Source organism: Sphingobacteriaceae bacterium (assembly GCA_016715905.1).
GTDB lineage: Bacteria > Bacteroidota > Bacteroidia > B-17B0 > Aurantibacillaceae > Aurantibacillus.
On sequence record JADJXI010000013.1, the window covers coordinates 1 to 13,434 of the forward strand.

Genomic DNA, 13,434 nt, shown 5'->3' on the forward strand with positions numbered 1-13,434 from the left:
TTATTTCGTGCTAAACCGAGAACACGATTAGAGTGTTGAATCAAGTACAAATTAGAAACGGCGCCAGTGTTAGCATTAGTCAATTCTAATGTTAAGTTGTTAATGAGTTTTTGACCGCCTGTTAATTCTTTGCTAACAGAATCCAAATTCGCAACCATCGAGAAATTAGAAGCAAGAACGGCGCCATGTGCTGGATTTGTGGCTGCCGAACCTGTAAATGTAGCTTGAGCAAGTGGGCACATTTGAATGTTATCATTGTTGATTTGGTTATAAGCACTAACGAAATCTTGATATAATGGGTATGCAATGGCTGGAGATGCAACCGTAACCGCGTTTTGTGTTACATTTTTACCATCAACTTTATATTGATATTGAGAGACACCACCAGTTAAACCCGTCAATGTCTTATAGTTAGTTGTATTAGTTGCATCAATAGATATTTTAGCTTGTAATAATCTACACATTGTTGATACACTATTGAATACAAATGTCTTTTGACCTGCAACACTAAAATCATAAGTTTGAGAATCAACGCGGATATCACTAACTGGCATTAAAAACATTTCGGCGTCGTTTTCATCGGCCATATCTAATTTAGCTTTGATCGCGTTATCGACTTCTGGGTCAACAAAACATATCGGGAGCCATAAAGTTAAGTTTGCAACGCTTGCACTAGCCAAGTTGGAACCATCGGCAGAAGCACCCAAAAAGTTTCTATGATCATTCAATGTTACTTCAACAACAACATCTAAATATTCTAATGGTAAAGCGTTGTTTTTGGATGTCAATACGCTATAGTTATCAGGAATTGGAACATTAAAATATGTACCGCTTGCGATAGCACCCAAAGCGCCAAAAGGTGATGCACCATATGCTGAAACTATACCCATTTGCTGACCGTCTGAGCGTAACCAATCGGATGATTTCATTTTTAACCATTCACCATAAGTATGGTTGTAGAACTGGTTAAAATGTACCTCAATACCGTGGATTAATATTCTCATTGATCTAATAAATGCCCATGGTTCGCCTTCAGCATTTGCGGATGTTGTAAATTGCGTAGTGAAAAATGGCCCTGTTTGTCCTTTGGTTCTGCATAAATAACCACGTCTTGGAAGTCTAAATCTATATGTTGATGATGTGGCAAGAGGTAAAGCACCTGTATTTTCTGGATAGCATGGAACCCACTCAGCTCCTGAAATACTGGATTTTTTAGGCAAGCGCATTTTTAAAACGTCATCTATTTCTTGAACAAATATTTGATCCATATTTTTTCTATACAATGACACTAGAAATTTAAACATCGGCGAGCGCTAAAATAACATCACGAATTATTTCTATATCTTGCCTGAGTTCAAGTTCTTGTTTTTGTGATTCAAATAATTTGTCATTTATATTATCAAATTTATTGAGGACTGGAATATTATATTCTTTTTCGATTTCATTTTGGAATAATTGCGATGGATACACAAAAACATCATTTTTTATAGGTGCGTCGTTGTCCACTTCGTTAAAATATTCATTGACTGTTTTTCTGGCTTCGGGATTATCTAAATAATCTATATTATATCCTATATCACTAGCTAATTTTGCTTTGAATGCTAGTTCTGCCGATCTGCCCGCTATTTGTTCTTTAATACTTGCTTGACCTGATTTTAATAGTTCATTTACTTCTTTAATAAATAATTCATCGGCACGTTTTAGAGCTTGTTTGCGATCTTCTGGTGATTGATTTGTTGCCCCGCGTTGATATCGTAAATCATGTTTCATAAATAGTTCGTCAAGTTTGTCTTGTGGTGGATTTTTCATAATATCATCTTTTGTTATTGCTTCATCTCGTTTGTAGTACTTTCCAGCACTATAAAGAGGACCTCCCCAGTTACCATAAAATTTAAATGAGCCATCAAGAGCTAATCTTTCAACAGTATCATATAATTCGCCTTCAGCTTTTGGACCACCGAAATAATCCATAATTTTATTACCAACATTTTTTAACACATTGTATCCAGTTCTAATAAATGTATCTTTGGCGCGATTTGGATTAAATTCTAAATCTTCAATAAAACTCATTTATGATATATATTAAGTCAACAAAATCAGTTCTTTAAAATTCAACCAGTATTTATTTACTAATGATTTATTTATCCACAAGAAATTATGTTTATTTCCTGTTCTATCAATAACATCTGTTACATAATCACAAGCTTTTAAGAATTTCTTTTTGCCAATTGGTGCTGTTTCGCCTATAACATCTTTATCTTCTTCATTTATTTTATCTGGGAACACTAAAAAACATGTGAACTGTTGTCTGGCTTTTTTACTAATTGCGTGTACATATTGCGCCACCACCCAACAAGTAATATAATAATGGCGACACTTACATAAGAAATCTTCGAGTATTGACCCAGTTCTAAAATATTCCTGCATATCGTCGAATATGATCAATGTATTAAGGGGTTTTCGTGGGTTCTCTTCTATGCTGGTTTCCTGTTCTTGTACAATCTTCATTAAATCTTTGTAATCAAATTTTCTGTGAATGTTTTCTTTATCAATATAAATGAATTCTTTGTATATATCGAAATCCCACGTAGAACTAAAAAATATAATTCTATCCCATTTGAACGCTAAGTGATCTTTCAATAAATTAAGAATAATTGTACTTTTTCCGCTATTGGTTGGACTACAAAATAAAACGTGCTGACATAGTTTTGGTAATGGTTCTCGGATGGTACTATTAATTTTCTTCATCCGTTTATCTTTGTCGACATCATAAACTTTAATATCAAAACTTTTTTGTGACATTATAATATAATATGTCCTTAGAAAACTTCAAATACATAATAGTAAACTCATTTGACGCCAGCGGAAACAGTGACACGGACTTTAATGTTACTCTAAACGCTGGTTTCCCCCATCGATTGGACCAAATAGCATTAGATACATTTGTAATGACAGCAACTTATTATAATGTGACATCTAGTAATAATACATTTGTTTTTCAAGAAGATGTCGGCGGAGCAGTCACAGCGACATTAACAGTTGGTAATTATACAATTGCCGATATGATAACATCTTTAAAATCAGCGATGGAAGCAGTAAGCCCAAATGTTAGAACATACACAATAACAACAAACGCTTCTACAAATAAATTAACTATAACTGGAAGCGCTGGCACATTTTCAGTACTAACCACAGGCGGATTAAATTTAATGTTGGGTTTTTCGAGATCCACAGCATCGGGCCAAAACTTGGCTAATACTGGCACACGTATTTATAATCTTGCAAGATATGGATTTTTGACCTTAAAATGTACAATTTGTAAAGCTGACACATATAATACTATCACAGGTAATAAACAAGATATCATAGCATATATACCCATTGCTGAGGCATCATTTGGCGAGATATATACATATAGACCAAATGAATATTCTTGGATTGATGTTTCACCAGATAGAATAAGTAGAATTGAATTTCTATTAACTGATGATCAAAATAATGTCATTGATATAAACGGCGGTTATGTGTCTATGAAATTAGCGTTAAGATATGGTTATGAATAAATTATATATATATACAGTATATATAGAGTATATCACTCATGAGCGAACCGACAGAAGATAAAACTATTGTTGAGCCACAAGCAGAGGAACCACAACCAGAAGTCATAAAAGAAGAACCACCAAAAGAGCCAATAAGAATAGAAAGACAATTTGACCCAGATAAACAAGCAAGACGAAAAGAGAAACAAAGAATTGCACAACAAAAATATAAAGCCAAATTAAAAGAACGTGCTAGTAATGGCGACGAAAAAGCCAAAGCAATAATCGATAGACAGTTAGGATATCTTCAACAATTAAAAGAAACCAAGAAACAAGATGTACAAGAAATCAAAAAACTAAAACAAGATGAAATATCAGAAAAAAAACGCATTCTAGAAGAAACTGATAAGAAAATCGAAGAATTAAAAAACATACAAATTAATTTACCACAAAATATTGTCGAAAAACCAGAACTACCGAATAATATAGTTACCAAGGAAAAATATAAAAAACTAAAAGAACGTGTTAATAAATTAGAAGGTGATTTGAAAGGCCGAAAACCAGCATTTAGAAGAGATATTTATGACAAATTATTTAGTTAATTTTATCTTTGTATTATATAATGTACCAAGATAAAGCACAAGGTTTTAAAAGGGATTGGTTCGCTGAATTAAAACGGACCAAACATCCAAATCATGGAAAATTAGCATTTGATTATTTTACTCCTGCAGTTGATGATACATTCGGGCGCAAAATTAAAGGCGGACCAGAAAGATTTATCAAACAAGTCATGTTACAAAATGATTTATACGACAAAGCTAGAAATAATACTGAAAAACAATCTAGAGCCAAACAACAGAATATTAGTCAACAAAATCAATTAGGATCTACAATATTTGAAACCGATCAAGCATTAAATAAAGGTATTGGTAAGACGTACGAGGAACTTAAAAAAGCTGAAGCCAGCGATGAAAAATTAAAAATTCTACGTCGTGCGGATCAAATGTTAAATACAATTAGTGGTCGACTTGGAAGAGATGGACAAAATTACGGTTATCGTGATGATATACCAGATGCAGACCGCGGGGATGAAGTTATGTGGGAACCAGAATATATTTCAGATGAAAGAAGAAGTGGCGGACGGGCTCAGTCATTTGTTTTACCACATCAAGAGGATTATATAGCTGTTATTGATGATCCAGATTATGCATATGATTATGGCGATAGACAATATCGAGCGCCTCCAGTATCATTTGACCCGTATAGTGATTATACAAGATCATTACTACGAGCTCCAAGTTATCAAACTGGTGAACCATCACAACCCGATAGATTAGCACCAGCTCGAAGAAGTTCAGATATTGGCGGGTCAAGCGGAAATTTTCCGTAGGCCCTCCTCTGCAACCTGAAAATGTGGGCGAGGGCGAGAGAGTACCAGCTTCTGCGCAAGTCGTAGATTTGGGGATCAAATTCCCAATAATAGACGAACTGGATGATAATACACAGGTAAGATTATTTGAGCTTGTGGCTAGTGATAGTATCGCAAGACGAAATAATAATTTAGTAACAAGTGATGGCGTACCATTAAATACAAACAATAAGGACCAACTCACGGCGGAAATTAATAGATTATATGATGAAGAATTAGGGGATATAAAACCTGTAGCACTTCCGCAAATAGACCCAGCATATGAAGAGGCAGATATACCACAACAGGCGGAAGGTTCACGACCACGGCAAGAAGTGGAGGTAAACCCAACGGAGAATCTTTTAGAAGAAATAACAAATTCGCCAGCATTTGAACAAACATTGATGTCGTATCAATCGGCACCAAACGTAAAACAAAATGTTAAAAACAAAGAACAAATATTAAAAGATTTGGGATATATACGTTTAGCCCCTTCAAAAACCAGAGGAGGCGGTAATAGATATTATGAGTATTTCCCTGCTGAAGGTAGTTCACCCGCTAGGATGGTAAAAATGCCCAAAAAATTTACAAGGTACAACGCATATGTTACTGATCTGCAGAGAGTTTGGAATAGAATGATCAACGATCTACAAACATTTAAACAAACTGGGCAATATTTAGCGCCAAGAGTTCCATTACTTGCACAGTTGAGAGAAAGTCAACGCCAAGATTCAGAACCAATGTTTACTTTTGTTGATTTTGCAGACGATTAATAATATATCTAGTTATATTATAGATGAAACCAGAAGAAGTAAAATACAAAATGTTTCATTTAGATGAAGCAATAAACAAATTACAGAAAAAAGACAAAGAAGATATGAATCAAAAAAGATTACCACGAGTATATAAAGTCAAACCGGATGAAATCAAAGGCGAAACTGTGGATGAAACTAATGAATCACTAAAGAACAAGATCAAAAAAGAAATATCTAAGCGTAAATTATAAATAAAATGCCATCAGTAAGCGAAAAGCAGAAACGATTCTTTCACGCAGTCAAAAAGTGTAAAGAAACTGGTAAATGTAAACCAAATCTAAAAGAAGTTGCCAAGAAATTGACTGCTAAACAGATCGAAGAATTTTTGAAATTACAAAAGTATCCAAAAAATAATGTATAGTTATAATATATTATGGATAATTTCAGAGAAAAAATGGAAAAAGAAGAACAAAAGATAGCCAAACAAAAAGAAAAAGAGACACGGGCTAAAATTAACGCTAATAAAAAAGATTTGATGTACTATGTCAAAAAAATTAATTTCTACATTGCCAATGATATGGATCTAGAAACTGTATGTTATGATGATAATAAACATAGGAGCGTGAAAGCGCTTCTAAGTAAACTATTGTATGACTTACAACAATATTAGTTATGAACAATAACGTTTTATTTCTTCGTACAATATTTCTTTATCAAAATCAAAAAATTCTAATTCTGATATTGATAACAAACTTTTTGCGTATTTCATATGTTTTTCAAAACACTTCGGATGACATAGGCCATAATTTGGCTGATATGCCATTTCTTTTTTACAATATTTACATATATGAGTTCTCCGTTTCTTGTATACTTTTTTTATATATTCGCTACACTGATTCATCTATTATATAATACATTTTCTAAATATTCTTTATATTCTGGTTGCAAAGACGGCGGGTATGTTTTCGATATGAATTCTAGTTGACCAATTATAAACTTATAACATTTCTTATGAAGGTGTCGGGCTGGCCAATCACATTTGATTGTTCTTATTTTCTTGTTGCAGTAATTGCATAAATGAAATCTTCTTGGTACTTTTTCCATTTTCTTTATAATACTATATATTCACAAATTTTTAAGTAAGATCTTAATTATTTATACTTAAAGAATTATTTATACTTAAAGAAAATCATTTGAAATTTTATCAATGATTTTCATTCTTTCTGTCATCAGTATTCTTGGTGACAGTTCCATAAAATTTTGATGTGTTTTACTTTTCAAATGAAGATATTTACTACCGAGTTTTATTTTACATCCACATTCACAAATATATGTTTGTTTTTTCTTTTCAATGCATTTTTTAATTGTTTCGCGTACTGCGTTTTTACGTTCCTCATCGGTTGTATGTAACGTCATATTGCGAGTGTTATTTATTGTTGGTGCTTCCGTGGTATATTCAAAAATATATTTCTCATTTGTAGACTTCGATATACCAGATTTCACACCATTTAATTTTTCGCATACCATTTTGATGATACCACAATTTATATTAAGATCTTTGGAACACGCATAAAGTGATTTATATATTTCAAATGTGTTCGTACTTACTTTTGTAGCTTTCACTAAATGCCGTTTTTGCATATTATCTCCTATTTTGAAATTTTTCAATACTTGCGATTTCTTGACATTCTCACCATGAGACAACAATTGTAAATTCTCTATTCTGTTATTCATTTTATTTTCATCTTTATGATCCACTACTAAAGCATTTGCAATGGGCCCATGTACATGCTGATAGATGATACGATGAAAGTTTGAACCAAACAACATATGATAGTCATTGTTTTTACGGCGAGTTTGAATTATCCTATTATTTTTTACGTTTATTACTCTACATTTTTGTATATTAATTTTATAACTGTCAAATGTTCTTTGATCTAATTCGCCGTTAATGTAGTGTTTCAAATTCTCGTAGCCCGTCAAGTCTGTTTCGTATTTCTCTATATTTGCCATTTTACTATAATACTATATAATAATATCTGCTTAAGCTAATTATTAAGTAAATATAAATTAAATAAAAAATTATTCAAAAGCGTTCAAATCGTCGTCATCAACTGTTACATCAACATTTACGCCGACTTCTTCTTCATTTACTGGTATTATCTGCTTAGTAAACAAATTTGTATTTTCGGTTGTTTTAATTACCACATGTTGTTTCTTTACCTTTTTAGGTTTTCTATATCGTCGTTGATTTATAATCTCTTGCATTCGTTTGATTTCTTTTATTTCTTTGTGAAAATCTAGTTCTATCTCCTCATTCATATCGATATCGTCAGTCTCATGAATCCAGTTTTTATTTTTAAATATTTGTAACAATTCATCGTATGTATAATCTAAAAATGATATGGTTGTTTGTCCGCCGTCATCACGTTTTGATTTCTTCTTTTTGTGAATTATATTAGCTGTTTTCAATATTTTGGCTATTGATGTGGTTGTTTGGTCTTTGCCTTCTTGTGCGTTGAAATTTTTACAAAACAAATCTAATGATAATTTCATATCTTTTTGTCGTTTCAAATATGTTTCTTTGATGTACTTAAATACTCGTGGTAATGTTTCAATAATCATTTCCTGTTTCGAGTCAGTGCGTGGTATTCTGTTTTCTTGCCAATTTAGATTTTTTCTAGCATGCTCATATAAATAGCAAAAGAATGCTTCGCCCGTTTCATCGTCCAAATCTTGGGCCAAATCGTCAAAGTATGCATAATTGCCCTTAAATTTCTCATTAATATCAAGTACTGCATATCTTCGGTCGTCTGGTGCTATTAGTATAGCTAAATGATTAGAACTAATTATATATGATCCTATGTTATCGGTGAAAATTGCATCTTTGAAACGTTGTCTTATTTCTAAATCACAGCCTGTAATGTAATTCTTAAATTTGCCATCTAATCCGCGCCATGCTTCTTTTCCTGTTGCTGGTAATTCTTCAAATACTAATAATATCTTACCCTTAAACATTTCATTCCAGCCTGTTAAACTTTCGGGGCTATCAGTTATCAAACATAATTGACGAGTTAACACTTTTTGTTGTATGAATTCTGTTACTATACTTTTTCCAGTTCCTTGACCAGATCTTAAATATAATGCTGTTTTTACTTTTCTTAATGTTATTGATGTGGCCAACCAATTTATAACATATTCATAAACATCGTTTCTTTCATTTGCCCACACTGTTTTAATATGTTTCAATAACTTGTTTACTTTATTTTTTATGGCGCTTGAAAATGCATCATATGGTTTGTAGTTATGTTTATAGCCACCGAAAAAGTTAATAAATTTCTGTCCTTTTTCTTCAAAGTATCTAGGTTTATCTATTCTTGTCGCAATTCTAACACGGTCATGATTTTCATTCATAAACCATTTGTACAAGCTTACAAATTCCATTCTTTTGCCAACAAGCACATCATACCCTAAACCTTTAGGCAAGAAATTAGAAGCAATGTCTTGATTCAAATGAAAATCATACTGTTGGTCAATGACATCATATACAAATACGCCAACGGGTTTATTGCATCGGTATAAGTATTGTTTAATGTATGCTTTTGCTTCATCTATTTTGTTTTCTTGACATAATTTTTCAATATGGGCGGTATCATACACGGTTTCTTCTTTTTTCAGGTTTATCTGAATTTGCATGGTTTCTTATACTATAGTAATATATTTATTTTCTTAAGTATTTTTTATTTAATTATTGACTTAAGAAAATATTACTATACTATAATATAGAAAAATGAATAAACCAAAATTAGTTTTTAGCGGTGATCACAGAATCAAAGGCTGGAAAGATTACCAATACGAGGCGCCAAAGAACGGCATGAAAAGAAAACAGGTTCAGGAGTTTGCTAAAAATATTTTGAAATCGGTTGTTAAAAAGAATCCATCGTATAAAAATGCTGATGTAATGATATCTACTTTGTATCAAGATATCGGCAAGTTCTTAACACCACAGCAAACAAAAATAGATGATGAACCCAATGTTTACAATGCAGAAGAATACTATGACGGAACAGACAAATATATTAATGATAAGATTACCAATTTTTCAATTATTATTAGAAAAAATAACGCTGGTAAAAGTGACAAGAACGATTGTCTTTATTATTGTTTACGCCGTGCAATTGGTAAGAATAATTTACACGAAAAAATATATTCCGCTAGAAAATTAAAATTGTTTTTGGGTGTTGGTAGAAAAGATATGGTTAATCTTGCTGATGCTTTACCGTTAATTGAGAAATTACAAAGATGTCGATTTATTGTAACTGGCGATTTTGTTTATAATAGTAGCGCCAATTATCCTTATGTCATACGGTTGCATTCAAAGAATAACCATGTAACAAATAAATTTAATGAAGGCCGTTTTTCTAAAATGAAAATACTTAGAAATAACTTCACTAAAGATAATGTATTAACGTTTATGTATACCAATGTCAACGAAGTACAAATATATGATGGTAAAAGTACAAAAGTTATAAATACGGATGCATTTAACAAGTTGAGATCACAAAACAAACACTTAATGATTAACTCCAAAAAAATGACACCCAAAGAATATTATGACTATTTTACAGATGGCGCAACATACATTAAAGAACTAACACGCGATATATTTGAAATAGACTTATTTAAATTTCAAAATATTAATCATGCAATTCGATATTATTTTGCTTTGAAATCGCAAGCATTACCAGAAGCCGAAGATATTGACCAGTTAGAATATACATTTTTAGATGGTGCTAAAACTGGCGGTTTGTGTTGGGCAGAAAAAGGATATCATGGCGAATTAATGGAATTTGATATTCGTTCATTCTATCCATCGTTAATGTCTAGTGCTTATTTTATGTTCCCAATTAAAAAAGGTGTATGGATGAAATTAACTAAAGAAGAATTCGATAATATGAATTATTTTAAATTCGGTATTTATAGAGCAAAAATTTATGAATCAGATGATAAGAGTACTAATATATTATTTAGATTCAATCACAGATACAATAAATATACACATACAAGCTTGAAACACGCTAGAGAACTAAAATTAAAAATAGAACTCATAGAAGATAATGAGAATAACTTTTTGTTTTATGATAAAGATTGTTTAGTTCGTGGTGATAAAATATTTAGAGATTATATGACATTCTTTTATGATCTTAAGAATAAAGCCGATACAAAAGAACATGAACAGTTTATAAAAAATACATTCTTAAATTTATTGTGGGGTGAATTATGCAAGAAATCAAAAAAAATTCTCGATACTTGCGAAGATAAAATAGTAATACCAGATGATCGAATGATTTTAAAGCATTCTTGTGATAAAGACAGAAAGAAATTTCATATTGTTCATGCACCGATAACGGGTTCATTTCTTTCTAATTATGCAAGACTCGGCCCATTTTTATTATCATTTGGTCGTTATGAATTAATGAAAAAAGTTATTGAACACAAAAAATATATTAAGAAGATTCAAACTGATTCAATTTGTATAGATCGCTTGGTTAATTTACCAACTGGTGAAAACTTGGGAGACTGGAAATATATTCCGCTTGGTATATGTCATATTAATCATGTTAATTCTATTAAAAAGGACTTATTAATATAAGAGCATGAAAGACCATGGTTTTTTTTTCATTTATATTTTGAGAGCATTACGCACTGTGTAATGTTCTCCAAGCCAAATTTTTTTCCTTAAGCCATATTTATTTAAAAAAGCACTTAAAGAAATATTGCTATATAATATTATAATAAAAACTATGTACGATTTCGAAGACGAATTTGACGTAATAAAAAACACCAAGAAAATAATCCATATCGTTAATGCAACTGGATATAATAAAAAAACTCTTCAGGATAGACTCAATGACCCATTATATAGAAGTCCCAATGAAGAAATTAAGTTTTTCACGTACTTAATGCAAAGAACTGCATTTTGTATTGATAAACAAATTGCGAAATACTTAAGAGCAATGAAACAAGATGATCTATTAAAGAACGCTCATGATAGTGTTTTGTTATATTCATTACTAATAGAAGTAGACCCAAGAGCATTTTATGCAAAAAATGATGTCTATGAGTTAATTAAAAGGTCTGTCGAGTTTTGGAAACGCGAAAAAGAAAGCCGAATGTTAGGAGGCCCACCTGTATATAATGATATTGAAATGTTTAAAATAGCTCTTATGAGTAATCTTATGGATATTTACAAGGTGGAAGAGAACCCTTCAAAGAGAGCTGTTAGAGATATGTTGGATGATACTAAATATTAAATATTCGTTTTGGTTTTCTTTGTCTTGGTTCTTCTATAATATTATTTAAATCTCGGCCTTCTTTGGCTCTTCGTTTCTCTTGTTCGGTGGTTGACCTGTTTGTAATTCTATCGCATTTTGTCTTGTAAATATTGCTTTACCAATGATCTTATTTTTTGCTTCTACTAATGCTTGTTGTCTATGTCTGGCTGGTTTTGCTACTCTTATTGTTATTCCGTGATTATCGAACCATTTCGCAAACTCGCCTTTAAATTCACTTCCTGAATCCACTTGAATTTGATATATTGGACGTTTTAATATATCTCTATCATAAATTTTTTGTATTGCTTTTAATACTGAAATATCACGTTTATCTTTTAATTTTTCTAAATCAGTTTTGCCTGTTGCTTGATCGGTAACCACTAGAGCATATCTATAGCCATTATCCATTGGTAAAAATAATAAATCGGCCTGATGTATTGCATTTTCTTTATTATTAAAAAAATGGTTCATTTCTTGTCTGGTTTGTTTCTGTGGTTTTTTCATTAAATTATACAAAATTTGTTCTTCTTTTTCTGCTTTTTTAGTTCCAGTTATACCGAAACTCTCATAGAAATTAGTTTTAGGTGGCATAGTAATAATATATCTCATGAAAATAATAATATTTTAGTTGCAATATTTTCACTAATGGTGAAAAAATTGCAACTAAAATATCTTGCAAAAATTCGAATTTTTGATTGGCCAAAAAATGCACTTTTTCGATCGATCCAATGCATTTTTTTCAACGATCCAGTATCTTTTTGTGATCGATGCAATGTTTTGTTTCGTTCGATGCTGTATCTTATTCGATCGACAAAAATGCATCAATTCAAGTTTAGTTACTTGCATTATTGGAATAATTTTTTCCATTATAATTGTAAGTTGTCAGTACTACAGAGCCTCCGTATAATTTTCATGTAAAATAGAACCACATCAAAATAAAATAAAATAGCGCCATAAGTTTATACCAGTTTATAAGAAAATTTTATGATGCCCTTCTCTTCTTTCTTTCGGTCCTGTCTCGTCTTATCATCTCTTTCGCTTCTGTTGTTATATTATTTATTGGTTATTTTATTTATGGTTTCTCAAGTTTCTAGGAACTTTAACAATTCTTTTTTTTTTATTTTATTTTATATATAGTCCCATTAAAGTTTATTATTTTTATATACCATTTTTGTGGTTTTTTATGTGGTCCATTTTTTTTTCCATTTTTATGGGTTTTTGACTGTTTTTTTTCTTATGAAAAAAATACTTTATTTTTTCCTCGAATGAATTCTCGTAAAAATTTTTGCCATTTTAATAGCAAATTTATTTAGTTCATGTATTTGCTATCATAAACACTAATAATATAGTTCCACGAAAGCGGTAGCAAAGCGTTTATGAGCTTCGCGAATATT

14 protein-coding genes are annotated in these 13,434 nt (G+C 31.3%); 8 read left to right on the top strand and 6 right to left on the bottom strand.

Features of this window, described 5'->3' with window-relative positions:
- The 3 genes from IPM51_12220 to IPM51_12230 all read right to left on the bottom strand — a co-directional run.
- Positions 1-1,268: hypothetical protein (locus IPM51_12220; GenBank protein MBK9285063.1), on the bottom strand; the 1,268-nt coding region annotated here is incomplete at its 3' end.
- Positions 1,269-1,296: 28 nt separating this feature from the next.
- Positions 1,297-2,070 (bottom strand): hypothetical protein, encoded by a 774-nt coding sequence (locus IPM51_12225; GenBank protein ID MBK9285064.1) that lies wholly within the window; start codon positions 2,068-2,070, stop codon positions 1,297-1,299.
- Positions 2,071-2,082: 12 nt separating this feature from the next.
- Positions 2,083-2,802 (bottom strand): hypothetical protein, encoded by a 720-nt coding sequence (locus IPM51_12230; GenBank protein ID MBK9285065.1) that lies wholly within the window; start codon positions 2,800-2,802, stop codon positions 2,083-2,085.
- A gap of 11 nt (positions 2,803-2,813) precedes the next feature.
- Between IPM51_12230 and IPM51_12235 the strand changes: the two genes are divergently transcribed.
- The 6 genes from IPM51_12235 (at position 2,814) to IPM51_12260 (ending at position 6,375) form a co-directional block, all read left to right on the top strand.
- Complete coding sequence (locus IPM51_12235; GenBank protein ID MBK9285066.1) at positions 2,814-3,563, top strand: hypothetical protein; 750 nt, start codon at positions 2,814-2,816, stop codon at positions 3,561-3,563.
- A gap of 38 nt (positions 3,564-3,601) precedes the next feature.
- Entirely contained in the window at positions 3,602-4,144 is a 543-nt protein-coding gene (locus IPM51_12240; protein ID MBK9285067.1) for a hypothetical protein, read from the top strand.
- 20 nt (positions 4,145-4,164) lie between these two features.
- The gene (locus IPM51_12245; GenBank protein ID MBK9285068.1) at positions 4,165-4,932 is read left to right on the top strand and encodes a hypothetical protein; all 768 of its coding nucleotides are present in this window, start codon (positions 4,165-4,167) and stop codon (positions 4,930-4,932) included.
- 68 nt (positions 4,933-5,000) lie between these two features.
- Positions 5,001-5,723 carry a hypothetical protein gene (locus IPM51_12250; GenBank protein ID MBK9285069.1) on the top strand — a complete coding sequence of 241 codons (723 nt, stop codon included), beginning with the start codon at positions 5,001-5,003 and terminating at the stop codon, positions 5,721-5,723.
- Between the two features lie 23 nt (positions 5,724-5,746).
- Positions 5,747-5,956, top strand: coding sequence for a hypothetical protein (locus IPM51_12255; GenBank protein MBK9285070.1), 210 nt, complete (start codon positions 5,747-5,749; stop codon positions 5,954-5,956).
- A 203-nt stretch (positions 5,957-6,159) separates the two neighbouring features.
- Positions 6,160-6,375: a hypothetical protein gene (locus IPM51_12260; GenBank protein MBK9285071.1), complete on the top strand. Its 216-nt coding sequence runs from the start codon at positions 6,160-6,162 to the stop codon at positions 6,373-6,375.
- Between the two features lie 509 nt (positions 6,376-6,884).
- Here IPM51_12260 and IPM51_12265 read toward each other — a convergent pair.
- Both IPM51_12265 and IPM51_12270 read right to left on the bottom strand, forming a co-directional pair.
- Positions 6,885-7,718 carry an HNH endonuclease gene (locus IPM51_12265; GenBank protein ID MBK9285072.1) on the bottom strand — a complete coding sequence of 278 codons (834 nt, stop codon included), beginning with the start codon at positions 7,716-7,718 and terminating at the stop codon, positions 6,885-6,887.
- 69 nt (positions 7,719-7,787) lie between these two features.
- Positions 7,788-9,401 (bottom strand): hypothetical protein, encoded by a 1,614-nt coding sequence (locus tag IPM51_12270; GenBank protein MBK9285073.1) that lies wholly within the window; start codon positions 9,399-9,401, stop codon positions 7,788-7,790.
- A 94-nt stretch (positions 9,402-9,495) separates the two neighbouring features.
- On the opposite strand from IPM51_12270, the gene IPM51_12275 reads away from it, so the two are divergent.
- On the top strand, positions 9,496-11,358 hold the full coding sequence (locus tag IPM51_12275; GenBank protein ID MBK9285074.1) for a hypothetical protein: 1,863 nt from the start codon (positions 9,496-9,498) through the stop codon (positions 11,356-11,358).
- Between the two features lie 151 nt (positions 11,359-11,509).
- A complete protein-coding gene (locus IPM51_12280) occupies positions 11,510-12,019 on the top strand; it encodes a hypothetical protein (GenBank protein ID MBK9285075.1) in 510 nt (169 codons plus the stop codon).
- Between the two features lie 45 nt (positions 12,020-12,064).
- Here IPM51_12280 and IPM51_12285 read toward each other — a convergent pair whose 3' ends face one another.
- Positions 12,065-12,649 carry a transposase family protein gene (locus IPM51_12285; protein ID MBK9285076.1) on the bottom strand — a complete coding sequence of 195 codons (585 nt, stop codon included), beginning with the start codon at positions 12,647-12,649 and terminating at the stop codon, positions 12,065-12,067.
- Positions 12,650-13,434 lie beyond the last annotated feature (785 nt).

Coding starts and splice junctions, on each gene's coding strand:
- IPM51_12225 (MBK9285064.1), bottom strand. CDS start 2,070: ATGAGTTTTATTGAAGATTTAGAATTTAATCCAAATCGCGCCAAAGAT.
- IPM51_12230 (MBK9285065.1), bottom strand. CDS start 2,802: ATGTCACAAAAAAGTTTTGATATTAAAGTTTATGATGTCGACAAAGAT.
- IPM51_12235 (MBK9285066.1), top strand. CDS start 2,814: ATGTCCTTAGAAAACTTCAAATACATAATAGTAAACTCATTTGACGCC.
- IPM51_12240 (MBK9285067.1), top strand. CDS start 3,602: ATGAGCGAACCGACAGAAGATAAAACTATTGTTGAGCCACAAGCAGAG.
- IPM51_12245 (MBK9285068.1), top strand. CDS start 4,165: ATGTACCAAGATAAAGCACAAGGTTTTAAAAGGGATTGGTTCGCTGAA.
- IPM51_12255 (MBK9285070.1), top strand. CDS start 5,747: ATGAAACCAGAAGAAGTAAAATACAAAATGTTTCATTTAGATGAAGCA.
- IPM51_12260 (MBK9285071.1), top strand. CDS start 6,160: ATGGAAAAAGAAGAACAAAAGATAGCCAAACAAAAAGAAAAAGAGACA.
- IPM51_12265 (MBK9285072.1), bottom strand. CDS start 7,718: ATGGCAAATATAGAGAAATACGAAACAGACTTGACGGGCTACGAGAAT.
- IPM51_12270 (MBK9285073.1), bottom strand. CDS start 9,401: ATGCAAATTCAGATAAACCTGAAAAAAGAAGAAACCGTGTATGATACC.
- IPM51_12275 (MBK9285074.1), top strand. CDS start 9,496: ATGAATAAACCAAAATTAGTTTTTAGCGGTGATCACAGAATCAAAGGC.
- IPM51_12280 (MBK9285075.1), top strand. CDS start 11,510: ATGTACGATTTCGAAGACGAATTTGACGTAATAAAAAACACCAAGAAA.
- IPM51_12285 (MBK9285076.1), bottom strand. CDS start 12,649: ATGAGATATATTATTACTATGCCACCTAAAACTAATTTCTATGAGAGT.